Raw genomic sequence first — 23979 nt, 5'->3', positions numbered from 1 at the left:
CGCCACACCGAAACCGAACGGTCGTCGTCGCCAACACACATATGGTTCCGATGGTCATTGGCCCGAATTAACTCGAGTCGCTTAACGACGACTCGGAGAGTTCCGCCCCGATCGCTTCGCGAACGCATATACGGGGTCGACCACAAGACGGCGTATGACCAGCCACGATCCCGATGGAGCGGGATGGTTCACGGGGATCGATCCGGGTGACGTCGAGTCCGGGGCGACGGCGATCGCCGAGGGATCGGCCGAAGCACCTCGAGATTGGCCAACCAACGCGATCGACTCCGGCTTCGCGGACGACGAGGACGACTACTACGATCGACTCCACGGGGCCACGCTGCACGCCGCGCGCTCGGCCGTCGAGGAGCGGGAACGCGCCGACGACCAGCAGTTGAAACACGCCGTTCGCGCCATGGACGACTGCGAGCGGACCGCGAACGAGCTGTCCGAGCGCGCCGTCGAGTGGGGCGGCGGCCTGTTCGCGGACGTCGACGCCGGAATCGACGGGGCCCGTGAGGTCGCGACGCGCGACCCGGAGATCGAGGCCGAGCGGCGAGCGATCTCGCTCGCCGAGCGGGTGGTCGAGCTCGCCGACGAGGCCGAGGCGATCCGCGGGTTCATCGAGCGGACCGCCCCGAGCGTGGCGCCGAACCTCTCGGCGATGGCGGGGCCGGTGCTCGCGAGCCGGCTGATCGCCCTCGCGGGGGGACTCGAGCCGCTCGCGAAGAAGCCCTCGGGGACGGTCCAGGTGCTCGGCGCCGAGGACGCGCTGTTCGCCCACCTCGAGGGACACGCCCCCTCGCCGAAACACGGGATCATCTTCACCCACGAGTACGTCCGCGAGACGCGACCCGAGGACCGCGGGTCCGCCGCGCGGGCGTTCGCGGGGAAGCTGACCATCGCCGCGCGGATCGACCACTACGCGGGCGACTACCGCGAGGAGATCCACGAGGACCTGCGCGAGCGCATGGCGACGATCCGGGCTCGCGCGGACGAGGACGGTGCCGACACGAACGCCGTCGAAAACCCCGCGGAGGCCGACCGATGAGCGACGAACCGCTTCCGGCGGGCGTCGAGCGCCGGACGATCGGCGGCAGGGAGCGGCTGGCGACGCGCGGCGAGCCCGTCTACGGGGAGCCCACGGACGGCGAGTGGCGCGCGTGGGATCCCTCGCGATCGAAGCTCGGAGCGATGATCGACCTCGGGATGGACGTCGGCCTCGAGGGCGGCGAGCGCACGCTCTATCTCGGCGCGGCCGCGGGGACGACCGTCGGTCACGTCGCCGACTTCGCGGGTCCGACCTACGCGGTCGAGTTCGCGCCGCGCCCGATGCGGGAGCTCCTCGGGGTCGCCGCCGACCGCGACCGGCTCTTCCCGCTTTTGAAGGACGCGCGGCGTCCCGAGACGTACGCCCACGTGGTCGAATCGGACCTCGACCTCCTCGTCCAGGACGTCGCCACCCGCGGGCAGGCCGCGGTCGCGGTTCGGAACGCGCGGTTTCTCGGCGACGACGGTCGACTCCTGCTCGCGATCAAGGCCCGAAGCGAGGACGTGACGGCCGACCCCGAGGCCGTCTTCTCGGACGTCCGCTCGCGGCTGTCGGACGCCTACCGGATCCTCGAGGACCGCCGGCTCGAGCCGCATCACGACGATCACCTCGGGATCGTCGCGACGCCGCGGTAGCCGCTGCGAGCGATCGGCCGGCTTCCGACCATATATGGTCCCCCGCGAACAAGGGGGTCGTGATGGACCTCGGCTCGCGCGACGCCTTCGACCGGATGGGAACGCTCGGCATCGAGGAGGAGTTCTTCATCGTCGACGAGTCGGGGCGTCCCACCTCCGGTATCTCGGATCTCGTCTACGGGCCGGAACCGCCGGAGGCGATCGCGGGCGGGGTCGACCACGAACTGTTCGCGTGTACGATCGAGGTGCAGACGCCGGTCATCGAGGAGCCCTCGCGAGCGCGCGAGTATCTCCGGGAGGTTCGGAACGCCCTCGTCGACCACGCCGAGGACGGCGGCTACCGGATCGCCGGCGCCGGGCTGCACCCGGCGGCGCGGTGGCGCGAGCTCGATCACGCACGCAAGCCGCGGTATCGCTCCCAGCTCGAGCGCATCCAGTATCCCCAACACCGGAACACGACCTCCGGCGTCCACGTCCACGTCGGCGTCGACGACGCGGACAAGGCGGTGTGGATCGCGAACGAGCTACGGTGGTACGCGCCGGTCCTGCTCGCGCTGTCGGCAAACTCGCCGTTCTGGAACGGGTTCGACACGGGCCTCGCCTCCGCCCGGGCGAAGATCTTCGAGAACCTGCCCAACACGGGGATCCCCTCCCGATTCGAGGACTTCGAGGCGTTCCAGCGATACGAACGCCGGATGGTGGAGTACGGCTCGATCGAGGACCGCGGCGAGCTGTGGTTCGACGTCCGCCCGCACACCGGCCACGGCAGCGTCGAGGTGCGCGCTCCGGACGGCCAACGCGATCCCGAGGTGACGCTGGCCGTGGTCGAGTACGTCCACGCGCTCGTCGAGGACCTCGCCGAGCGATACGATCGGGCGGACCGCGGCGAGGGAACCAACGGCCCGGTCGACGCCGGAAACGAGACGCGACTGCGCCGGGAGCTGCTCGACGAGAACAAGTGGCGGGCGATGCGCCACGGGCACGACGCCTCGTTCATCGCCCGCGACGGCGGGGGTACGATCGCGCTCGAGGACGTCGTCGAACGCGAATGCGACCGGCTCGACGTCTCCGGGATCCGCGAGGTGCTCGACCGCGAGAGCGGCGCCGAGCGTCAACGTCGCCTCCTCCGGAACGAGGGCGTCGAGGCCCTCCGGCGGGACCTCCTGCTTCGCCGCTGGTGAGTCCCCGGCGGGACGCGACGGCTCGGGATCGATCCCCGAGGAATTCCGTCGGATGCGAGGCCACGAGAAACCCTTTTCCCCGCAGAGCGGTGAGTGATCGGTATCCATGAGCGACCACGACGATGACGGGCCCGACGAGGAGCCGAGTGGCGGACCGGACGAGAGAGCGGGAACGGATGAGGGAATAGGAACGGACGAGACGACGGCGGACGGTCCCCGCGAGGGGATCAGAAAGACCCGCGAGAAGCTCGGCGAGGAGGCTGACAAGGCGGTTCGAGAGTTCGACGAGGGCGTCGTCGACCTGTTGTCGTGGCTACTGGAGACGGAGACGCGCGCGCGTATCTACGTCTACCTGCGCGAGAACTCCCACAGCACGAGCGAGGAGATCGCCGACGGTACCGGCCTCTATCCGAGCACGGTCCGCGAGGCGCTCGCGGAGCTTCACGAGGAGGGGACCGTCGAGCGCGGGAAACGCCAGAGCGACGGCGCGGGCAACAACCCCTACGAGTACGAGGCGATCGCGCCGAGCGAGCTGGTCCGCGGCGTCGTCGGACAGGTCCAATCGGAGCTGAACACGGTGTTCAACCTCGACGAGCGGCTGGGCGGCGGACCGGGAGCCGACGCGGGGTCGACCTCCGAGCCGGTCCAGATATCCGTCGAGAGCGCCGATTCGGAGGACTCCGACGACGAGAGCGTGAGCGTCGGAGACGGGACGGACGAGACGGACGAGACGGACGAGTAGACGAGACGGACGACGAACGAGGCGGACGAGTAGACGAACTCCGGCGCGGTCGGTTCGCGACCTTTTAAGGTTCGCCCCCACGAGTGGCGGATATGGACGTCGCGTTAGGTGGCACCTTCGATCCGATCCACGACGGCCACCGCAAGCTGTTCGAGCGCGCCTTCGAGCTCGGGGACGTCACGGTCGGGTTGACCTCCGACGAGCTCGCCCCGCGAACCCGACACGTCGAGCGGTACGTCCGGGACTACGAGGAACGGAAACGGGACCTGGAGTCGGAACTGGAGCCGCTGGCGGCCGAACACGGTCGGGAGTTCGAGGTTCGAGAACTCACGGAGCCGACGGGCATCGCCACCGAGCCGCAGTTCGACGCGCTCGTGGTCTCCCCGGAGACGAAGGACGGCGGCGAGCGCATCAACGAGATCCGCCGCGAGCGCGGCCACGACCCCCTCGAGGTCGTGGTCGTCGACCACGTCCCGGCAGAGGACGGCGAGTGGATCTCCTCGACGCGGATCGTCCGCGGCGAGATCGACGAACACGGCAACCTCACCCCCGACCGCGAGGGCCGTGAGGCCACCCGGCCGCGATGACGGCGACCGGGTCGATTCGACGGCTCGCGATCGGCAGCGAGTCGCTCGAACGTCCCGTGTGGTGGGGCGTCGTCGGCGCGTTGATCGTCGGCTACGGTGCGGTCCCGATCGTGGGCGGCGGATTCGCGACCCCGCGGACCTACGTGCTGGCGATCGGCGTCCTCTCGGCGCTGGCCGCGATCGCACGTGGAGTCACAGCGGGCGGATTCCTGGCGTGCGTGGCGCTCGCGTTTGGCCCGCTCGGGGGCGCGCTGGTGGGAGTGAACGAGTGCGCGCCGGGACCGCAATCGGACGTTCTGGGCAGGGCGGTCCCGGTCGAGGCTCTCGGCGGGTCGATCCCGGCATCCATCGGAGTCGCGCTCGCTGCCGCGCTCGCGATCGGCGTCGCCGCGGTTCTTCTCGGCGAGTTGGGTCGGCTCCTTCGCGGCGATCGGTGAGTTCGCACGGCGTCGCCCTCACCAGGTCGGCGGTCGGAACCCGGCCTCGTCCATGACCGACTTCCAGTGGTTGTGGACGCTGAGTCGGGTGACGTCCATGGCGTCGGCGACGGCGGACTGGGACCGCTCGTCGCCCCGGATGAGCGCGGCGGCATAGAGGCTCGCGGCGGCGATCGTCCGCTTCGAGCGGTCTGACTCCGGGACGTTCGAGAGGAACAGGTCCGCGGCCGTGGTCGCGACCGAATCGCCGAGATCCAGGCGGTCGCAGGCCGTCTCGATCCGGTCGATCCAGGTCTCGTTCGCGACCCGATCGCTCGCCCGGTACATGGTTCCCGTATGCCGCGGACGTATATAAACGATCGTCGACGAGCGTGCGGAAGGTCGACCGGCGAAGGGTGGGGTGGCGGCCGTCGAAGGAGTGATCGTCCGGCGATCGCGAACCGGTCCGACAGGTTCTTTGGCGACCTTCGAGTACGTCCGCCCGCGCGTGGGTAGCCAAGCACGGAAACGGCGTAGCGCTTAGGACGCTATCCCGTAGGGGTCCGCCGGTTCAAATCCGGTCCCACGCACTGAGCGAACGAAGTGAGCGAGGGAGTCGGACCGGATTTGAGCCCAGAGGACGAGCAAAGCGAGTCCTCGCGGTTCAAATCCGGTCCCACGCTCCTGCTGCTCGCGGCGATGCTCGCAGCAACTGACTGTTGAGGATCTGAACCCGACGAGTCGCAACAGCCGAGCGGAGCGAGGCTGACCGTCTCGGCTCGGTTCAAATCCGGTCCCACGATCGATCGAATCCGGTCCCACGCTCCTGCTGCTCGCGCCGATACTCGCAGCAGGTGGTTGCGAAGTACTTTCGCCCCATCGCGAGCGTGAACCATCACCGACCGCCGGATCAGTCCTCGCCGCGGGCGGCCTCGAAGGCGGCGAGAGCCGTCTCGCGGCGCTCGGAATGGTCGACGATCGGCGCGGGGTACTCCGGGGCGACCTCCCGTCTTCGATCGTCGTCGAGCTCGTGCCATTCGTGGACCAGATCGGGGTCGACGCCCCGGAGTTCGGGGACGTACTCCGCGATGTACTCGGCGTCGGGATCGTAGCGTTCGCCCTGGGTCATCGGGTTGAAGATGCGGAAGTAGGGCTGTGCGTCGGTGCCCGTCGAGGCGGCCCACTGCCAGCCGCCGACGTCGTTCGCGGTGTCGTGGTCACACAGCCGCTCGCGGAAGTGGGCGTACCCCTCGCGCCAGTCGACGAGGAGGTCCTTCGTGAGGAACGAGGCGACGATCATCCGCACGCGGTTGTGCATGTACGCCTCCGCGCGGAGCTGGCGCATCCCGGCGTCGACGATGGGGTAGCCGGTCTCGCCGCGCTTCCAGGCCGCGAGCCCCTCGGGGTCATCGCGCCACTCGATCGGGTTCTCGTAGGTCTTGTAGTTCGCGGAGACGGTGTCGGGGTTGTACCGGAGGACCTGCATGTAGAACTCCCGCCAGGCGAGCTGGCGTTGGAACTCCTCGACGCTCGATTCCGGGTCGGCCTCCGCCGGCAGGTCGACCTCGTCGAGATCGCTCTCGCGTGCGCGGGCCATCGCGTCCTCGGTCGCGGCGTACGCCTCTCGGATCCCGATCGTGCCGAACGAGAGGTCCTGGGAGAGCTTCGATGTGGCTGCCTCGGCGGGGAGGTCCCGCTTCTCCTCGTACCGGAACACGTCGCCCTCACAGAACCCCTCCAGCCGGGATCGGGCCGCCTCGGTGCCCGCGGGCGGAAGCTCGGCGTCGGGCTCCTCGAACCCGAGGGCCGAGATGGCGGGAAGCGTTCCAACCGTGATCGACTCACCGGTTCCGAATTCGGCGGATTCGACGCTGTCGGTCACGGATCCGGATACGCCGGACTCGAGCCGCGATCGGATCCGATCGGCGTCGACGAGATCGTCCGGCTCCGGCGTGCGAGCGGGCGAATCGACCGCCCGGTCGTGCCACTTCCGCCAGTAGTAGGTGAACACGGAGTATGGCTCGCCGTCGTTCGTCCGGATCGATCCCGGTTTCTGGAGGACGGCGTCGTGGTGGGTCTCGTGGTCGATCGCCACCTCGGCGTCATCGAGGGCGGTCTCGACGCGGGCGTCGCGCTCCCTCGAGAGCCCCGAGTAGCCCTCGTTCCAGATGACGCGATCGGCGCCGAGCGCGTCGGCGACCTCCGGAATGACGCTCGCGGGGTCGCCGTGGGCGATCACGAGATCGCTTCCTCGGTCGCGGTAGTCTTCACGAAGCGCCGACAGGGAGTCGATCAGGTATCGAACGCGCGGCGCGCCGGCGTGTTCGAGGACGTCGTCGTCGAACACGAAACAGGGGACGACCGGACCGCGGTCCGCGGCGGCCGCGAGCCCGACGTTGTCCGAGAGCCGGACGTCACGGCGGTGCCAGAACAGCTCCATGGGCCCTGGTCGGACGGGGAGTCCCTGAAGGTGTCGGGCGGGACGCGACCGCTCTCGACCGACCGTTTCCGAGACCGGATCCGAGATGCGTCGATTTTAGTGGATCGGCCGCGCTTTTCCGGACGACTTCGATCCGGCGGCCGTCCACGACCGCCCGGTCGAGCCCGACACCCATGCAACAGTACCTCGATCTCGTCGACGAGACCCTCTCTCAGGGGGTCTACAAGCCGAACCGCACGGGCGTGGACACGATCGCGAGCTTCAGCGGCCAGTACACGGTCGACCTCTCCGAGGGGTTCCCGCTCTTGACGACGAAGCGGATGGACGGCTTCCGATGGAACTCGCTCATCCACGAGGTGCTGTGGTACCTCTCGGGTGAAGAACACGTTCGAACCCTCTCGGAACACACCGGCATCTGGGACGCCTGGGCCGACGAGGAGGGTCGCCTCGACACGGCTTACGGCCGGTTCTGGCGGCGCTACCCGATCCCGGAGGAGGGGCTCCCCGGCGAGAGCTGGCCGGACGACGCGCATCGATGGGTGACCGTCGAGACCGACGCGGACGGGACCGAGCGGCGGACCTTCGATCAGATCCGGTACGTCCTCGACACGCTGCGTGAGAGCCCGAACTCGCGGCGCATGGTCGTGAACGCCTGGCACCCCGCGAACGCCGCCGTCTCGACGCTGCCGCCGTGCCACTACACCTTCGTCGTGAACGTCCAGGGCGGCCGGTTGAACCTCCATCTCACCCAGCGCTCCGGCGACATCGCGCTCGGCGTTCCGTTCAACGTCGCGGCCTACTCGCTGCTCGCGACCGCCATCGCACAGCGGACGGACTTCGAACTCGGGCAGTTCGGACACACGATCGTCGACGCCCACGTCTACTGCGGGCAGGGCGACCGCGGCGAGTGGTACGGCGAGAACCTCGAACGCCTCCAGAACCGACTCAGCGACGTCGAACGCGCGGGGGACTACCGAGACGTTCGAGCCTGGCTCGAGGACGCGGCGCCGGCCGAGCGGGACGGCGAGGAGGGCTACGACCACGTACCGGGGCTGCTCGAGCAGCTCTCGCGGGAGCCGCGCGACCGCCCGAGGATCGAGATCGCCGACAAGCCCCTCGACGAGTTGACCTTCGAGGACGTCGAGCTTCGCGAGTACGACTCCGCGGACGGGATCGCCTTTTCGGTGGCGGAATGAACGGATCGGACGAGAGCGGACCGAACCGACCGGACGAGCGGGACCCGCCGGTTCCGGAGGACCTCACGATCTCGATGATCGCCGCGATCGCAGAGAACGGCGTGATCGGCGACTCCGGGGGGATGCCCTGGCACCATCCGGCGGACCTGCGACGGTTCAAGGAGACGACGACCGGCCATCCCGTGATCCTCGGCCGTCGGACCCACGAGAGCATCGTTTCGGACCTCGGCGAGCCGCTTCCGGGTCGGATCTCGATCGTGCTCTCGCGGTCGGATCTCGACCTCGCGGAGGGGGCCGTTCCGGCCGGCGGCGTCGACGAGGCCATCGATCGGGCGACGGAGGCGGCCGAGGAGCTCGGCGTCGACGTGGTCTACGTCGCCGGCGGAGCGACCGTCTACGAGGCGTTCCTGCCGATCGCGGACGAGCTCCTGATCACGGAGATCCACGAGCGCCACGAGGGGGACACGTCCTTCCCGTCGTGGGACCGCGACGAGTGGGAGCTTCTCGACCGCGAGGACCGCGAGGAGCTGTCCTTCTCGAGATATCGGCGTCGATCGCGGTGAGGGCCCGTGGGGGACGATCGCCTCCGCGACGAGCGCCCCGATAGGGAGGGTTTTTCCCGGACGAGCCGCTATCGACGGGTAATGACGCAGGACGCGACGGACACGTTCGGAGGGCCGCGACGATGAACAACGACCAGCAGGCCTACGACCGGGGAACCTCGCTTTTCTCCCCGGACGGACGCATCTATCAGGTCGAGTACGCCCGGGAGGCCGTCTCCCGCGGCGCGCCGAGCGTGGGGATCCGAACGGCGGACGGGATCGTCTTCGCGGCGATGAGCCGCGCCTCGTCACCGTTGATGGAGGCCGAAAGCATCGAGAAGCTCCACAAGCTCGACGACCACGTCGGAACCGCCTCGGCCGGCCACGTCGCCGACGCGCGCAAGCTCATCGACTTCGCGCGCCGGCGCGCGCAGATGAACCGCCTGCGCTACGGCGAGGCGATCGGCGTCGAGGCGTTGACGAAGGACGTGACGGACCACGTCCAGGAGAACACCCAGCTCGGCGGGACCCGACCCTACGGTGCCGCGTTGTTGCTCGGCGGCTTCGAGGACGGCGAGCCCCGGCTGTTCGGCGCCGACCCCTCCGGGACGCCCCACGAGTGGAAGGCGACGGTCATCGGAAACGGCAGGGAGGAGATCCAGGCGTTCCTCGAGGAGGAGTGGGAGCCCGACGCCACGGTCGAGGAGGGCGTCGAACTGGCCGTGCGGGCGCTCGCCGAGTACGAGGAGGACCTCGTGGCCGAGGACCTCTCGATCGCGACGATAACCGAGGCGGACGGGTACCACGTGTCCTCCGACGACGAGATCGCCGCGGCCTTCGAGGCGCTCGAGGACGACGCGGGGGCCGCCGACGAGGACGAAAACGGGGACGAGGAGACGTCCACGGACGGGTCCGACGAGGAGTGACGCCCTCGGGCAACCCGAGAGAGTGACGGTGCGCAAGCGCTTTTACGCGGCGGCGAGCGCGATCGAACGGATGAGGAGCACCTCCGTCCTCCGTGTTGCCATCTGCGTGCTCCTCGTCGGGGCGACGATGGCCGGCACCGCCGGCGTCGCGATCGCGGTCGAGAGCACTGACCCCGCGGAGGTCGCCACCCCAACGGGCGGCGTGTCCCCCGGTGAGGCCGCCGTATCCGTCGGGGACGTCTCCCCTGCCGCGGCGGTCCGGGCGCCGAACCGGGATTCGGATCCCGACGCCCGTCAGGTCGATTTCGCGGGGTTCGACCGGAGCGCGATCGAGATCACCGTCGACGAATCGGGGCGGGGGGACTGGACGTTACGGTACGAACGAACCCTCCGAAACGAGTCCGAACGCGACGACTTCCAGGCCTTCGCCGACCGGTTCAACGATGAGGAGACGGAGCTCTACCGGAACTTCCAGGCCGACGCGACGGGGCTCGCGGAGGAGGGCGAGAACGTGACCGACCGCGAGATGGCCGCTGCAAACTTCTCCCGTGAGGCGTTCGTCGACTCGGGGTTCGGATCCGACGTGGGAGTCATCGAGCTCTCGTTCGCCTGGCGGGGATTCGCCGCCGTGGACGGGGACGTCGTCACCGTCGGCGACGTCTTCGAGGGGGGATTCTACCTCGGACCCGACCAGGAGCTCGTCGTCCGTCCCGGCGGGGACCTCTCGTTCGTCTCGCGCGACCCCGAGGGGACCCCGTCGAACCCCGAGTCGCTCGCGGAGAGCGCATCGATCACCTGGCAGGGCGAACGACGGTTCACCGATCGACGCCCGCGGGTCGTGTTCGCGAGGAACGCGACGAACGGGACGGCCTCCGGATCGACGAGCGGGGGCGCAACCGACGCGGCGACGGCGCTTCAAACGGGAGCGGCCGACGACGCGAACACGTCGGGTTCGCCGACCGAGGCCTCCGGAACGGGCGGGAACGGCAGCGACCCGCTCTTGTGGGGCGTGTTGGGGGCCGCCGTGATTCTCGCCGCGGCGATCGCGATCCGGACGAGGTCGGGGACACGGCCCGCGTCTCGAAACGGCGATCGGTCCGATCCGGTTGGCGGAGGGTCGACGAACACGGTCGAGGAGACCTCTACCGGCGGATCCGGCGTCGACGAAACCACGGGCGGAGAAGACGCCGACGCCGCGACCGCGACCGCGATCACGGAGGCGGAGATGCTGTCGGACGAGGACCGGATCGAGTCGATCCTCCGCGAGCACGGCGGCCGGGTGAAACAGACACGGATCGTCGAGGAGACCGACTGGTCGAAATCCAAGGTGAGCGTGGTCCTCTCGAGGATGGCCGATGACGGAACCGTCTCGAAGCTTCGGATCGGCCGTGAGAACGTCATCACGCTCGAAGGGCCCGATGCCGACGACGTCGAGGGAACCGATACCGACGACGCCGACGGGACCGATTCCGGCGACGAGGGATCGACCCCGGAGAGGTGATGCCGGCGGGAACCGAGCCGAACCGAACCGAACGGAATCGAACGGAAGCGAACCGAAGCGAAGCGGTCGGCGTGCGGGGTTCGAGCCGGTCACCGACGCACGAAGTCCGAGAGCCGATCTCGAAGCGAGTCGCCTCCGAGCTTCAGGTAATAGGCGTCCCCGCCGTCCTCGTAGTAGCCGTCGATCCGCCGCTCGACGTCGAAGCCGAGGTGGCGATAGAATCCGAGCGCGTTCTCGTTGGTCGCACGGGCGTGGCAGGTCACGGAGCGGTTGTTTTCGGCGATCTCAGCGATGAGCCGCTCCCCGTAGCCGCGATCGCGCGCCTCGGGGGCGACCGCGAGGAACAGGACGTATCCGTCGCGTCGCACCGAGGCGAACGCGACAAGCTGATCGTCCTCGAAGAGGAGGTGCGTCCTCGACCGTCGGTACGCGTCGACGAAGAACCCTCGTCGCTGCCGGAGCACGCCGTCCCGCGAGCGGATCCGCTCTTTGAGCTCCCACGCCTCCTCGACGTGGTCCGCGTCCCCCGGACGATCGACCCGTTTCTCGACGGTAACGCTCACTGACGGGGAGTAACGCGCGGGCTCAATATAACTCCTCCGTCCGTCCGGACGATGATTCTCCTCCGTCCGGACGATGATTCACCCGTCCGAGCGAACCCCCGAAGCGTTTTGGTTCCCTCCGTCGTGGATCGGCGTGATGGAGTTATCGGACGCTCGGCCGGCGGCGATCCTGAAGAACGCCTTTCTGACCGGCGTCGCGGTCATCGTGCCGCTTTTGATCACGCTCATCGTCCTCGCGATCGCCTTCAACTACGTCTACGTCTACTTGGACCTCCTCTCCGATGCGGTGTTGCCGTTCTCGCCGCGAATCTCGATACCCGGATACGGCGTTCTCGGCCGCGAGCTCCTCGTCGAGGTCGCGACGCCGATCGTGTTGTTCGCGTTGATCCTCCTCGTCGGGTTGACCGCGAACTCCTCGCGATACGGGGAGTTGGCCGTCAGCTACTTCGATCGCGTCATCGAGCGCGTCCCGGGCGTCGGAGCCGTCTACGAGAGCTTCCGTCGGATGTCCGACGTGATGTTGGACTCCGACGGCGAACACTTCCAGGAGGTCGTCCTCGTCGAGTTCCCGACGGAGGGGGTCTACGCGCTCGCGTTCGTCACGAGCCGAACGCCGTCGTCGATCGCGGACCCGATAGAGGAGAGCGACCACCGTGAGGACGCGGGCGAGACGCGTACACTGTTTTTGCCCATGGCGCCAAACCCGGTCATGGGCGGTCACGTCGTCTTCGTGCCCGGCTCGCGGGTCGTCGAGGTCGACATGACCGTAGAGGAGGGGATCCGGGCGCTCGTGACGAGCGGGGTGGCGATCGAGGAGTCGATCGGCGAGGAGGGCGGCGTCTCACCGGCCGTCTCGCCCAACCCGCTTCGCGAGTTCTCGATGGTCGACCGGCTCGAGGAACGGCTCGATCGCGATGACCACCGTTCCCGCGACCGGGGGAACGTGGTGAACGCGGTTCTCGATCCCGACTCGGCGGTCGACGCGGACGACGGGGACGAAAGCGAGGATCGAACCGACACCGATAGGACGGAGCCGGACGAACCGTCGGAAACGTGACGTTCGAACTCCGCGATCACACCGCCGACGTCGCGGTCGAGGCGACCGCGGGCACGCTCGCCGACGTCCTCGCGGACGTGGCGAACGGGCTCGCCGCGGCGATGTGTGACGAGTGGCCGGAGACCGGCGACCGCTTCGCGATCGAGGTGACGGCGGAGTCCCGCGAGGCGCTCCTGTTCGATTACCTCGATCGCCTCATCTACGAGCGCGACGTTCGCGGCGTGCTCCCGGTCGACCATCGGTGTGAACTCGAGGGGTCGAACGATGAAACCGACCGGTCGAACGATGAAACCGACCGGTCAAACGATGAAACCGACCGGTCGAACGACGAAACCGACCGGTCGAACGACGAAACCGAATGGACCCTGGTCGCGAGCGCGCGCGGCGTCCCACTGGAGTCCGTCTCGGCCCGCGACGTCAAGGCCGTGACCTACTCGCAGATGCGCCTGGAACCCCGCGGCGACGGGTGGTACGCCTACGTCGTCTTCGACGTCTGAGTGTCTCCGCCGCCCGTTCAACCCACTTTGACCGTAGACTTTCGTCCACCTCGCGAGCCGAACGGGGGAAGATTCTTTGTCCGGGAGGTGTTTGGTAACGTATGTCACAGATGGATCGAACGCGAGCCTGGACGTCCGGAGCGATCGCGGGGCTCGTCGGCGGGGTCGGAATGGGTGTCGTCCTCCAGTTCGGCACCGACGTGATGGCGATCATCGGCGCGCTGGTCGGCGTCGAGAGCGCCCCCGCGGGATGGGCCGTCCACCTGGCCATCGCGACGGCCTTCGGCGTGTTGTTCGTCGCGGCCTTCGATCGGCCGTTCTTCGACGAGCTACGAACCACCGTCAGCGGGTGTCTATCGCTCGGGGTCGCACACTCCGCCGCGCTCGGGCTGCTCACCGGCGGTGTCGTGTTGCCGGCGTCGATCGCGTTCAGCGACGGCTCCTCGCTGCCGATCGCCGCCCTTCCGCTTCCCGGCGTCACCGCCGGCATCGAGGTCGGCGTCGTCATCGCCGTCTCACACCTCGTGTACGGGCTGGTTCTGGGCGGAACGTTCGCCCATCGCGTCGGCGCCACGGTCGACGTACGGTGGTGGCCGGCGGGGGCGGCCGAGGAGCCGGGGTCGTAACGCTATTTCCCCGGCGGCGCGTTGTTCCGGTATGACCACCCGCGAGTTCGACGGCGTCCGGCTGCGGAAGGTTCGAGAGCACGTCTGGGAGATCCCGAAGGAGGGCGAGATGAACGTCCCCGCCCGCGTGCTCGCCTCGGAGGACCTCCTGGAGGAGATCTCCGGGGACGACACGCTCACCCAGCTTCGAAACGCCACGCATCTCCCCGGCATCGCGGGACACGCGCTCTGCATGCCCGACGGTCACCAGGGATACGGCTTCCCGGTCGGCGGCGTGGGCGCGATCGACGCCGAGAGCGGCTGTATCTCGCCCGGAGCGATCGGGTATGACATCAACTGCCTGCCGGGGGATACCGACGTTCTGCTCTCGTTCGGTCGTCGCCGCCGGATCGAGGAGCTTCAGGATCGCTTCGAGGACGAGAAGGCGGTCGTCGCGGCCGACGACGGGCCCGTCGACTCGGACGTTCGACTGTTCACGCGTTCGAAGCCACGGACGGTGTACGAACTGGAGACGGACACCGGCGATACCGTGGCTGCGACGAGCGATCATCCGTTCCGAACGACGGACGGGATGTCCGAACTCGGCGACATCGACGTCGGCGACGAGGTGTTCGTACACCCGTTCGAGGGGCTCCCGGACGAGACCCCGCCGGAGTTCGTCGTCCTGGACGAATCGGACTTCGCGGACGAGGATCCACAGCTCGTTCGCGTGCTGAAAGAGCGGGACCTGCTCCCGCTGTACTCGACCGACGAGGCGTTCCATCGATTGCTCAAGCTGGCCGGATATCACACCGGGGACGGATCGTTCAGCGGTTCGCTGTCGTGGTTCTACGGGGATCCGGAGGATCTCGAGGCGATCCAGGAGGACATCGAGGCGCTCGGGTTCACTCCGTCCCGGATCTACGAACGCGAGCGTGACCACGAGATCGACGGACGGGAGTTCACCCGAACGGAGTACAGCGTTCGGTCGAACTCGAACGCGTTCACACAGCTCCTCGTTCGCCTCGGCGTTCCGGAGGGGCGCAAGGTCGAATCCGACTTCACCGTACCGGCGTATCTCGATCGCCTCGCGGACTGGCAGCGAGCGCTGTACCTGTCGGCGTTCTTCGGCGCCGAGATGAGTGCGCCCGACACGGTCTCACGGAAGAACTTCTATGCGCCGTCGGTCTCGCACAACCGCACCGTCGAAGTTCGTGAGGCTGGAGAACAGTTCCTCCGGGATCTCATGCGCCATCTCAACGAACTCGGAATCAGGACGAACGCGCTCGAGGAGGTCGAACGTACCGAGACGACCGTCGGAGAAACGGTCCGGTTCCGGTTCGGCGTCAGCTCCGAGGCCGAAAACCTGATCCGGTTTTTCACCCGGGTTGGATACAGATATGCCGAACGGAAGCGGCGCGACGCGCTCGTTGCTGCACAGTACCTCAAGCACAAGAAGCGAGTCATCGACGAGCGTGCGCGCATCGCGGCCGAGGCCAGCGCGCTCGCCGACGGGGGCGTGGAGATCGGCGAGATCAAATCACGCTTCGGCGAGGTCAACGGCCGGTTCATCGAGCGAAGCGTGTACGACGGGCGGAAGGGTCGTCCCCGCCCGCCCGCGGATTTCCCTGACTTCGCGGAGTTCCGCGAATCGATCACCGTTCGAGCGAACGGGACGATCGCGGCTGAGGTGGTCTCGATCGCCGAACGCGGACGCAGGGAGGTGTTCGACATCGGCGTCGACCACGACGCACACAACTTCCTGGCGAACGGGTTCGTCGTGTCGAACTGCGGCGTCCGGATGGTCCGGACGAGCCTCACCTACGACGACGTCCGCGGACGCGAGGAGGAGCTCGTCGACGTCCTCTTCGACCGGATCCCCTCCGGGCTCGGCGGCGGCGGGATCGTCGAGGGCGACCGCGACACGGTCGAGGCGGTCCTCGAGCGCGGCGTCGAGTGGGCGGTAGAGGAGGGGTACGGCGTCCCCGAGGACCTCGACCGCTGTGAGGACGAGGGGCGCAGGCCCGACGCACGCCCCGAATACGTTCCGAAGAAGGCCAAGGACCGGGGACGCAACCAGATCGGCTCGCTCGGCTCCGGAAACCACTTCCTCGAGGTACAGCGGGTCACGGACGTCTTCCGCGGGGACGTCGCCGACGTCTACGGGCTGCGGCCGGATCAGATCGTCGTGCTCATCCACTGCGGCTCGCGGGGGCTCGGCCACCAGACGTGCTCGGAGTACCTCAGGCGGATCGAGAAACGACACGGCGACCTCCTCGAGGCGCTCCCGGACAAGGAGCTCGCGGCCGCGCCCGCGGGCTCCGAACTCGCCCACGAGTACTACGGCGCGATGTGTGCCGCGATCAACTACGCCTGGGTCAACCGCCAGCTGATCACCCACCGGACTCGAAAGGTGTTCGGACACGTCTTCGAGGCCGACCCGATCGACGACCTCGGGATGGAGTTGCTCTACGACGTCGCCCACAACATCGCCAAACGCGAGACCCACGTGGTCGACGGCGAGGAACGCGATCTGTACGTCCACCGCAAGGGCGCAACGAGGGCGTTCCCGGCCGGTCGCGAGGAAGTCCCCGCGGCCTACCGCGAGGTCGGCCAGCCCGTCATCATTCCCGGAAGCATGGGCACGGGCTCGTACGTCCTGCGTGGCGGGGAGAACTCCCTCGAGGTCTCCTTCGGGTCGACCGCCCACGGCGCGGGCCGGCTCATGAGTCGGACGCAGGCCAAACAGGAGTTCTGGGGCGGCGACGTCCGCGACGACCTCGCCGAACAGGACCACGTCTACGTGAAGGCCCAAAGCGGGGCCACGATCGCCGAGGAGGCGCCCGGCGTCTACAAGGACGTCGACGAGGTCGTCCGCGTCAGCGACGAGCTCGGGATCGGCGACAAGGTCGCCCGAACGTTCCCGGTGTGCAACATCAAGGGGTGAGTTTTCGGCCCGGACCGAACCGGGGTCATCCCCGAAACCCGTCCCCGTCGGGCCCGCCCGGCCCGGACGGGCCACGCGGACTCGCCGGCTCCCGGCCGAGGGCGAGCCGGACGCGCTCTCCGGTCGAGTCGGAGCGGGGATCGACCTCGCGTCCGTTCTCGAACCGGACAAACGAGAGGTAGAAGGGCTCGCCACAGCCGATCTCACCGGGTTCATCGCGTCTCTCGCCCCCCGGTTCGTCCTCTTCATCGGCGGTTCCTGGAGAGGGGTCCCAGTCGACGCCGTCGCTCTTCCCGCAGACGAAGCGCACGCCGTCGGGAGCGTTCTCCGTCTCGGCGTCACCTCCCTCCCGATGAACGTCGAACTCCGCGGTCGGCTCGACGTAGGTCCACCCCTCGAGCGGATACGGGGTGACCGCCTTGTCGGCGAGGTAGCCCTCCCGCTCGATCGCGGCGAGCGTCCCACAGCGCGGACAGCGGTAGGTGACCGGATGACCCATGTTCGGTCCGACGGCGTCGAGGACCAAGTCGTCATCGCCGACTTCGGCATCGCTCCCGAACGCTATTGGACAGATCGCTCCCGAACGATACGGGATGGATCGATACCGAACGATACGGGACGGATCGGTCCGGTATATAGGTCTCTTAGCAACCTACTTTCGGCCTCCCGAGAGCGGATCGATCGATGGCCGCAGATTCCGACTCGCGGTTCGACGACCGGATCGTCTCGCGGACCGAGGACTATCTCGATCGGATCTCGGAATGCGTCGGGCTCCTGCCGCGGCTGCTCGAGACGTACCTCGCGGAGGGGACGGACGAGACCACGGCCGGAACCGACTCCGTCGCCGCCTCGATCGTGAACCTGGAGAGCGACTGTGACCGGCTCAAACGCGACATCTCCGGCCAGATAACGAACGCCGACGCCGCCGACGTCGGGCTGTTGAACGCCCGTATCCACCGCAACTCCTCGCAGGTGCTGGACCTCTATCAGCGGCTGGACGTGATCGCGAACGTGGCGGAACGGATCGCGGAGGAGCTCGTCACCGTTCGCCCCCCGCGGGATGCGGACTGCTTCGACCGCTACGTGGAGATGGCCGGCTTTGCGATCCGGGGGATGGACGCCCTTTCGGCGGCCGTCTCGCGATACGTCCGGCTGCTTCGGTCCCCCTCACGGTCAGGCACCATCGCGGACGAGATCGCGAGCGTTCGCGGGATCGAAAGCGCGGTCGACGAGCTCCGCAACGAGGTCGTCGAGACGGCCTTCGCGGACGACGGCGTCGATCGGCCGCTCGTCCACCGCGAGTTCGCGCTCCTGTTCGACGCGCTCTGTGACGCAATGGAGGACGTGACAGACACCCTGGTGCTCGTCTCGAGCACCGAGGCGTGGATCACGACCGAGTTCGACGATCGGGGGAGCGACCTCGAGTGAGCGGCACGCGGGCACAACCCTTATGGTCCGGATCCACGAGTGATCGTACCATGGAGTACACGACGCTCGGCGACACGGGCATGGAGGTCAGCCGGATCTGTCTCGGCTGTATGAGCTTCGGATCGAACGACTGGCGCGATTGGGTCCTCGAGGAGGAGGAGAGCCGGCCGATCATCGAGCGGGCGATCGACCTCGGAATCAACTTCTTCGATACGGCGAACGTCTACTCGAACGGCGAGTCGGAACGCGTCCTCGGGAACGCCCTCGAGGGGTACGACCGCGATCGACAGGTGGTGGCCACGAAGGTCTACGGCGAGATGGACGAGACGAACCCCAACGCCGCCGGACTCTCGCGCAAGGCGATCGAACAGGAGCTGTCGAACAGCCTCGACCGCCTCGGGATGGACACGATCGACCTCTATCAGACGCATCGGTGGGACTACGACGCGCCGATCGACGAGACTCTCCGGGCGCTCGACGACGCCGTCCGCCGGAATCAGGTCCGATATATCGGCACCTCCTCGCAGTGGGCCCACCAGTTCTCGGAGGCCTTACACACGAGCGACGACCTCGGGCTGGAGCGATTCCAGACGATGCAGAACCACTACAACCTCGCCTACCGCGAGGAGGAACGAGAGATGCTCCCGCTTTGTGATCGCGAGGGGATCGGGGTCGTTCCGTGGAGCCCGCTCGCGCGGGGGTACCTCACCCGTCCCCACGAGGAGTTCCTCGATACGGTTCGCGGCGAGTACATGAACGACAGCGAGTTCGCCGAACGGATCGCCACCTACCGCGCCAACGGCGGCGACGAGATCAACGAACGCGTCGCGGAACTCGCCGCGGACAAGGGCGTCACGATGGCGCAGATCGCGCTCGCGTGGCTCCTCCACCAGGAGACGGTTGACGCGCCCATCATCGGGACGACGAGCGTCGAACACCTGGAGGACGCGGTCGAGGCGCTCGACATCGATCTCTCGGAGAGCGACCTCGCGTACCTCGAGGAGCCGTACGGACCGGTCGGGGTGAACGGACACGAGTGACGTCCCAGTCCTGATCGCCGTCCCGGACGACACCGGTCCACCGCTCGAACGACACCGTCCACTGCCCGAACGAGGCTATCACACGAGCGCGAGTATCACCGACGCCACCGTCTCGACGACGGTGTCCCAGACGGAGACCCCCGTCAGCATGGCCTGAAGGGTGTCGACGCCGAAGAAGCCGAAGGCGGCGGCCGCGACGAAGTGCGCCTTTCGGAGGTCGAAACGGTGTGCGAACCGGAAGAAGACGAAGGCGTTGAGCAGGCTCACCGGGATGATCGCGGCCATCTCGCCCGCCCAGATGGCGGTCGGGAACGCCGGGTACTGCGCGGCGAGGCCGATCGTCACGAGCTGGGTCTTGTCGCCGAACTCGCCGAAGGCCATCAGCGCGAAGATGGGCAAAAAGCCGCCCATGACGTTCGGCACCCGCCAGCCGAGATACGGCACGCGAACGTCGAGATCGCCGTCGAGAACCGCGGCCAGCCCGCCGTCGGGCTGTGCGTCGACGTCGCCGCTCGAGGGCGCAGAACGGAACAACGCGACCGCGAAGAACAGGAACAGGATCCCGGTCAACAGATCGAGGTAGACGCCGGGGAGCACCGTCTGGAGGTAGCTTCCGAAGCGGATCTCGAGCACCGTCCATCCGGCGAAGGCGCTCCCGGCCGCGGCGACGACCACGAGCGGATTGTATCGCGTCGAGAGCGCCGCGATGATGAACTGAACCTTCTCGCCCGGCAACACCGCGAGCTGGGCGAGAAACGCGATCGTCGCGACCTCGATCCAGGTCGTCATCAGTGATCGCCCGGCGATCGGCGGCTCGTTCGACGTCCGCTTCGGCTGCCCGGGGGCTCGGTCGAGAGGGCATCCACGGCAGCGCATCGACGAGTGCTGGCTCGTCGAGTGGTTCGGTCGATAGTCATCGGTCCGGCTGGATTAGACGTGTCTAACTGTGGAGTCGTCCTCACCAATACGATCTTCGATCGCATCGAACGGAAGACGTCGAACAATGCCGGGAGGGACGGACGACGCCGGAATCGAGCGAGCGACGCCGGTATCCGTCGAACGATGCGAAAAACGGACCGACGAGGCTGAAGAGCGGCTCGTTTGCGCCTACTGGAAGGCGCCGCCGGGGACGGCCTCGGCGTCCGTCTCGACCTCGGAGCGCTCGAACTGCTGTTCGATCTCCGCATAGCGCTCGCGGGTCTCGGCGGTGACGCTCGGGTTGACCTCCTCGAGGGCGTCCTCGAAGTGGTCCATCGTCACCCGGACGTTTCCGACCGACTCGCCGACCTCCTCGGGGTCGACGCTGGCGATGAACTCCCGGGAGGCGTTCATCGATGCCTCGCGGGCGACCGCCTCGATGTCGGCGCCGACGTAGCCCTCGGTCTTCCGGGCGAGGACGTCCAGGTCGACGTCGTCGGCCAGGGGCTTTTCACGCGTGTGGACCTCGAAGATCCGGCGGCGAGCCTCCTCGTCGGGGACCGGCACGTGCACGTGGCGGTCGAGCCGACCGGGGCGCAACAGCGCGGAGTCGATGAGGTCCGGGCGGTTCGTCGTGGCGATCACCACGACGTCCTCCAGCGACTCGAGGCCGTCGAGCTCGGTCAGCAGCTGGGAGACGACGCGCTCGCCGACGCCGGAGTCGCCGGTGTTCTGTCCGCGCTCGGTCGCGATCGAGTCGATCTCGTCGAAGAACACGATCGTCGGCGCGTTCTCGCGGGCCTTCGAGAAGACCTCGCGGACGCCCTTTTCGGACTCCCCGACGAACTTGTTCAACAGCTCTGGACCCTTGATCGAGATGAAGTTCGACTCGGACTCGTTGGCGACGGCCTTGGCGAGCAGCGTCTTGCCGGTGCCCGGCGGGCCGTACATCAACACGCCCTTTGCGGCCTGCATGTCGAGCTGGTCGAAGACCTCGGGGTACTCGAGCGGCCACTGGATCGTCTCGCGGAGCCGCTCTTTGGTGTCCTCGAGGCCGCCGACGTCGTTCCAGGTGACGTCGGGAACCTCGACGAAGACCTCGCGGAGGGCGGACGGCTCGATGCCCTTGAGCGCCTCCTTGAGGTCGCGTTCGGTGACCTGGATCGACTGCAGGACGTCCGCGTCGATCTCGTCGGATTCGAGGTCGAGCTGCGGGCGGATGCGACGCAGCGCGTGCATCGCCGACTCCTTGGCCAGGCTCTCGAGGTCCGCGCCGACGAAGCCGTGGGTGTTCTCGGCGTACTCGTCGAGGTCGATCCCGTCGACGAGCGGCATGTTTCGGGTGTGGACCTGGAGGATCTCCTTGCGACCGTCGCGGTCGGGGACGCCGATCTCGATCTCGCGGTCGAAGCGACCGCCGCGGCGAAGCGCGGGGTCGATCGCGTCCACGCGGTTCGTCGCGCCGATCACGACGACCTGGCCGCGCTCCTCGAGGCCGTCCATGAGCGAGAGCAGCTGGGCGACGACCCGCCGTTCGACGTCGCCGCCGGCCTCCTCGCGTTTGGGGGCGATCGAGTCGAGCTCGTCCATGAAGATGATGGCCGGCGCGTCCTCGGAGGCCTCCTCGAAGACGTCGCGCAGCTGCTCTTCGGACTCGCCGTAGTACTTCGACATGATCTCGGGGCCCGAGACCGTATGGAAGCTGGCGTCGATCTCGTTGGCGACGGCCTTCGCGATCAGCGTCTTGCCGGTGCCCGGCGGGCCGTGAAGCAGGACGCCCTTGGGCGGGTCGATCCCGAGGCGCTTGAACAGCTCGGGATGCCGCATCGGCAGCTCGATCATCTCACGGACCTGCTCGAGCTCGTCGTCGAGGCCGCCGATGTCCTCGTAGGCGACGTCCGGGGTCGCGTCCCCGCCGGCGCCGCTCTCGGCGGCGGGACCCTCGATGATCTCCTCGGCGGGCTTTTCGGCGATCTCGATCTCCGTCTCGTCCGTGACCACGACCGTTCCCGAGGGCGTCGTCGAGGCGATCTTCAGGGGGACCGCCTGCGACTGGCCGCCCATGAAGCCGAAGCCCAGCGGCAGCTGGACGTTCTGTCCGGGCGTGATGGGCTGGCCGCCGATCTCACGGCGGATCAACGCGTCGATGTTGCCGCGAATCCCGAGCCGCTGGGGCAACGCGATCGTGATGCGTTCCGCGGGCTTAACCTCGACCTTCTCGACGGTCACGTGGTCGTCGATGCCGACGTCGGCCTGCTGGCGCATCCGGCCGTCGATCCGAACGACGCCGGTGCCGTCATCCTCGGGGTAGCCGGGCCAGACGCGCGCGATCGCGCCTCCGGTCGACCCCTCGATGCGGACGAAATCGCCGCCCGAGAGGTCGAGCTCCTCGGCCGCCACGCGGTCGATGGCCGCCAGCCGGCGGCCGGCGTCCTTCTGTTTCAGCGGCTTGACGGTGAGCTTCATCGCTCCACCTCGATCGTCAACACGCCGTTTCGAACCGCGACGTCCGCGGCCGGTCCGGGGAGGTCGAACTCCGTTTCGGCCTCCGTCCCGTTCCGGTCGATGACGACGATCGCCGTGTCACCGACGGTGTCGACGGTGACCTGATCGTCGGCGACGCCGAGATCGGCCGCGAGGACCCATCGGTCCGGATACTCGTAGCGGCGAACCTGCGCGTCGCCGTCGGTGAATTGGGTCTGTCTCATTCTAATCCTAACTCCAAGTTAGGCGAGTAACTATATAAACCTTTCGTCGATATACCGCAGGAAGGCGTCGAGTCAACCATCGAGAGATTGTTTGCAGTTCGAGACATCGAATCCGCTCCGGTCGACTTCTATCGACCCGGACGTACTCGGGTGTTCCCCTCCGCTATGAGCGATCGCTTGCGCGGGACCGCTTTTTGTACCTCGCGATCCAAGCGACCGCATGGAACGGGTCACCCACCACGGCCGCGAGACGGCCTATCGCGTTCTCGCCGACGGAGACGACGGTCCGACGACGCTTTGCATCCACGGAAGCGGGGGTACACACGCCGTCTGGAGGGCGCAGGCGCGTCTGCGGGAGCGCTCGATCGTCGCCCTCGATCTGTCGGGCCACGGCGAAAGCGCGGACGTCGAGGCCGCTCCCGGCGTTGAGACCCTCGACGCCTATGCAGCCGACGTGCTCGCCGTCGCGAACGAGACGGGCGCGAGCGTCCTCTGTGGCAACTCGCTCGGCGGCGCCGTCGCCCAGTGGATCGCGATCGAACGCGCCGACGAGACGGATCTCGATGGGCTCGTTCTGCAGGGAACCGGCGCGAAACTCGCCGTCCTCCAGGACCTCCTCGGATGGCTCGCCGACGACTTCGAGCGGGCGATCGAGTTCCTCCACGCGGACGGCCGGCTGTTTCACGACGCACCCGAGGAGTACCGCGAGGAGTCACGGGCGGCGATGCGGGAGGTCGGGGGGGCGACCGTCGAGCGGGACTTTCGAACCTGCCACGAGTTCGACGTTCGCGACCGCCTGTCGGCGATCGACGCTCCCGTCCTCGCGGTCGTCGGAGAACACGACCGGCTCACGCCGCCGTCGTATCACGAGTTCCTCGCCGCTGAGATCCCGAACTGCGAACGGGCCCTCGTCGCGGACGCCGCCCACCTCGCGATGATCGAGCAGCCGGCGGCTTTCAACGCCGTCCTCGCGGAGTTCCTCGATCGGCTCTGAGACAT

At 67.9% G+C, this 23979-nt stretch carries 24 protein-coding genes, 1 tRNA gene and 1 pseudogene; 19 read left to right on the top strand and 7 right to left on the bottom strand.

Features of this window, described 5'->3' with window-relative positions; genetic code table 11:
• Nucleotides 1-154 precede the first annotated feature (154 nt).
• The 6 genes from ACZ5YD_RS14320 to ACZ5YD_RS14295 all read left to right on the top strand — a co-directional run bounded on the left by ACZ5YD_RS14320 (nt 155) and on the right by ACZ5YD_RS14295 (nt 4633).
• Nucleotides 155-1051, top strand: coding sequence for an NOP5/NOP56 family protein (locus ACZ5YD_RS14320; RefSeq protein WP_379740815.1), 897 nt, complete (start codon nt 155-157; stop codon nt 1049-1051).
• On the top strand, nt 1048-1686 hold the full coding sequence (locus tag ACZ5YD_RS14315; RefSeq protein WP_379740818.1) for a fibrillarin-like rRNA/tRNA 2'-O-methyltransferase: 639 nt from the start codon (nt 1048-1050) through the stop codon (nt 1684-1686). The genes ACZ5YD_RS14320 and ACZ5YD_RS14315 overlap by 4 nt, the downstream gene beginning before the upstream one ends.
• A gap of 62 nt (nt 1687-1748) precedes the next feature.
• Nucleotides 1749-2867 (top strand): glutamate--cysteine ligase, encoded by a 1119-nt coding sequence (locus ACZ5YD_RS14310; RefSeq protein ID WP_379740821.1) that lies wholly within the window; start codon nt 1749-1751, stop codon nt 2865-2867.
• A gap of 106 nt (nt 2868-2973) precedes the next feature.
• Nucleotides 2974-3609, top strand: a complete 636-nt coding sequence (locus tag ACZ5YD_RS14305; protein WP_379740824.1) for a helix-turn-helix domain-containing protein — start codon at nt 2974-2976, stop codon at nt 3607-3609.
• Nucleotides 3610-3701: 92 nt separating this feature from the next.
• Nucleotides 3702-4196, top strand: a complete 495-nt coding sequence (locus tag ACZ5YD_RS14300; protein WP_379740827.1) for a phosphopantetheine adenylyltransferase — start codon at nt 3702-3704, stop codon at nt 4194-4196.
• Nucleotides 4193-4633 (top strand): hypothetical protein, encoded by a 441-nt coding sequence (locus ACZ5YD_RS14295; protein WP_379740830.1) that lies wholly within the window; start codon nt 4193-4195, stop codon nt 4631-4633. The genes ACZ5YD_RS14300 and ACZ5YD_RS14295 overlap by 4 nt, the downstream gene beginning before the upstream one ends.
• An 18-nt stretch (nt 4634-4651) precedes the next feature.
• On the opposite strand, the gene ACZ5YD_RS14290 is transcribed toward ACZ5YD_RS14295, so the two are convergent.
• Nucleotides 4652-4960, bottom strand: a complete 309-nt coding sequence (locus tag ACZ5YD_RS14290) for a transcription initiation factor IIB family protein (protein WP_379740833.1) — start codon at nt 4958-4960, stop codon at nt 4652-4654.
• 158 nt (nt 4961-5118) lie between these two features.
• Here ACZ5YD_RS14290 and ACZ5YD_RS14285 point away from each other — a divergent pair.
• A tRNA-Leu gene (locus ACZ5YD_RS14285) sits at nt 5119-5202 on the top strand.
• 320 nt (nt 5203-5522) lie between these two features.
• Here ACZ5YD_RS14285 and ACZ5YD_RS14280 read toward each other — a convergent pair.
• The gene (locus tag ACZ5YD_RS14280) at nt 5523-7052 is read right to left on the bottom strand and encodes a cryptochrome/photolyase family protein (protein WP_379740836.1); all 1530 of its coding nucleotides are present in this window, start codon (nt 7050-7052) and stop codon (nt 5523-5525) included.
• 173 nt (nt 7053-7225) lie between these two features.
• Here ACZ5YD_RS14280 and thyA point away from each other — a divergent pair, with 173 nt between their 5' ends.
• The 4 genes from thyA to ACZ5YD_RS14260 all read left to right on the top strand — a co-directional run bounded on the left by thyA (nt 7226) and on the right by ACZ5YD_RS14260 (nt 11217).
• Nucleotides 7226-8248 (top strand): thymidylate synthase, encoded by a 1023-nt coding sequence (gene thyA / locus ACZ5YD_RS14275; protein WP_379740839.1) that lies wholly within the window; start codon nt 7226-7228, stop codon nt 8246-8248.
• Nucleotides 8245-8811: a dihydrofolate reductase gene (locus tag ACZ5YD_RS14270; protein ID WP_379740841.1), complete on the top strand. Its 567-nt coding sequence runs from the start codon at nt 8245-8247 to the stop codon at nt 8809-8811. Before thyA ends, ACZ5YD_RS14270 begins: the two co-directional genes overlap by 4 nt.
• Nucleotides 8812-8933: 122 nt before the next feature.
• Entirely contained in the window at nt 8934-9716 is a 783-nt protein-coding gene (gene psmA, locus ACZ5YD_RS14265) for an archaeal proteasome endopeptidase complex subunit alpha (protein ID WP_379740844.1), read from the top strand.
• Nucleotides 9717-9786: 70 nt separating this feature from the next.
• A complete protein-coding gene (locus ACZ5YD_RS14260) occupies nt 9787-11217 on the top strand; it encodes a helix-turn-helix transcriptional regulator (RefSeq protein WP_379740847.1) in 1431 nt (476 codons plus the stop codon).
• Between the two features lie 89 nt (nt 11218-11306).
• Here ACZ5YD_RS14260 and ACZ5YD_RS14255 read toward each other — a convergent pair whose 3' ends face one another.
• Nucleotides 11307-11780 (bottom strand): GNAT family N-acetyltransferase, encoded by a 474-nt coding sequence (locus ACZ5YD_RS14255; RefSeq protein WP_379740850.1) that lies wholly within the window; start codon nt 11778-11780, stop codon nt 11307-11309.
• A gap of 136 nt (nt 11781-11916) precedes the next feature.
• On the opposite strand from ACZ5YD_RS14255, the gene ACZ5YD_RS14250 reads away from it, so the two are divergent.
• The 5 genes and pseudogenes from ACZ5YD_RS14250 (at nt 11917) to ACZ5YD_RS14230 (ending at nt 16886) form a co-directional block, all read left to right on the top strand.
• Complete coding sequence (locus tag ACZ5YD_RS14250) at nt 11917-12837, top strand: DUF502 domain-containing protein (protein ID WP_379740853.1); 921 nt, start codon at nt 11917-11919, stop codon at nt 12835-12837.
• Nucleotides 12834-13334, top strand: coding sequence for an archease (locus tag ACZ5YD_RS14245; protein ID WP_379740856.1), 501 nt, complete (start codon nt 12834-12836; stop codon nt 13332-13334). The genes ACZ5YD_RS14250 and ACZ5YD_RS14245 overlap by 4 nt, the downstream gene beginning before the upstream one ends.
• Before the next feature lie 101 nt (nt 13335-13435).
• Nucleotides 13436-13960 (top strand): hypothetical protein, encoded by a 525-nt coding sequence (locus ACZ5YD_RS14240; RefSeq protein ID WP_379740859.1) that lies wholly within the window; start codon nt 13436-13438, stop codon nt 13958-13960.
• 31 nt (nt 13961-13991) lie between these two features.
• Nucleotides 13992-14300 (top strand): annotated as a pseudogene (locus tag ACZ5YD_RS14235) (RtcB family protein); the annotation flags it as partial.
• Nucleotides 14280-16886 carry an RtcB family protein gene (locus tag ACZ5YD_RS14230; protein WP_379801202.1) on the top strand — a complete coding sequence of 869 codons (2607 nt, stop codon included), beginning with the start codon at nt 14280-14282 and terminating at the stop codon, nt 16884-16886. The pseudogene ACZ5YD_RS14235 and the gene ACZ5YD_RS14230, both read left to right, overlap by 21 nt.
• Before the next feature lie 25 nt (nt 16887-16911).
• On the opposite strand, the gene ACZ5YD_RS14225 is transcribed toward ACZ5YD_RS14230, so the two are convergent.
• Entirely contained in the window at nt 16912-17385 is a 474-nt protein-coding gene (locus tag ACZ5YD_RS14225) for a hypothetical protein (protein WP_379741341.1), read from the bottom strand.
• Nucleotides 17386-17570: 185 nt separating this feature from the next.
• On the opposite strand from ACZ5YD_RS14225, the gene ACZ5YD_RS14220 reads away from it, so the two are divergent.
• Together ACZ5YD_RS14220 and ACZ5YD_RS14215 are read left to right on the top strand one after the other, a co-directional pair.
• Nucleotides 17571-18314 carry a DUF47 domain-containing protein gene (locus tag ACZ5YD_RS14220; RefSeq protein WP_379740862.1) on the top strand — a complete coding sequence of 248 codons (744 nt, stop codon included), beginning with the start codon at nt 17571-17573 and terminating at the stop codon, nt 18312-18314.
• A 50-nt stretch (nt 18315-18364) separates the two neighbouring features.
• A complete protein-coding gene (locus ACZ5YD_RS14215) occupies nt 18365-19354 on the top strand; it encodes an aldo/keto reductase (protein ID WP_379740865.1) in 990 nt (329 codons plus the stop codon).
• 78 nt (nt 19355-19432) lie between these two features.
• Here ACZ5YD_RS14215 and ACZ5YD_RS14210 read toward each other — a convergent pair whose 3' ends face one another.
• From ACZ5YD_RS14210 to ACZ5YD_RS14200, 3 genes are all read right to left on the bottom strand, one after another.
• Nucleotides 19433-20143 (bottom strand): TMEM165/GDT1 family protein, encoded by a 711-nt coding sequence (locus ACZ5YD_RS14210; RefSeq protein ID WP_379740868.1) that lies wholly within the window; start codon nt 20141-20143, stop codon nt 19433-19435.
• Between the two features lie 318 nt (nt 20144-20461).
• Complete coding sequence (locus ACZ5YD_RS14205) at nt 20462-22738, bottom strand: CDC48 family AAA ATPase (RefSeq protein WP_379740871.1); 2277 nt, start codon at nt 22736-22738, stop codon at nt 20462-20464.
• Nucleotides 22735-22980: a DUF7127 family protein gene (locus tag ACZ5YD_RS14200; protein ID WP_379740874.1), complete on the bottom strand. Its 246-nt coding sequence runs from the start codon at nt 22978-22980 to the stop codon at nt 22735-22737. The genes ACZ5YD_RS14205 and ACZ5YD_RS14200 overlap by 4 nt, the downstream gene beginning before the upstream one ends.
• 220 nt (nt 22981-23200) lie before the next feature.
• Between ACZ5YD_RS14200 and ACZ5YD_RS14195 the strand changes: the two genes are divergently transcribed.
• Nucleotides 23201-23974 (top strand): alpha/beta fold hydrolase, encoded by a 774-nt coding sequence (locus ACZ5YD_RS14195; RefSeq protein WP_379740877.1) that lies wholly within the window; start codon nt 23201-23203, stop codon nt 23972-23974.
• Nucleotides 23975-23979 lie beyond the last annotated feature (5 nt).

It is taken from the genome of Halopenitus salinus, from assembly GCF_055397165.1.
This window is presented reverse-complemented; position numbering and strand designations above follow the sequence as displayed.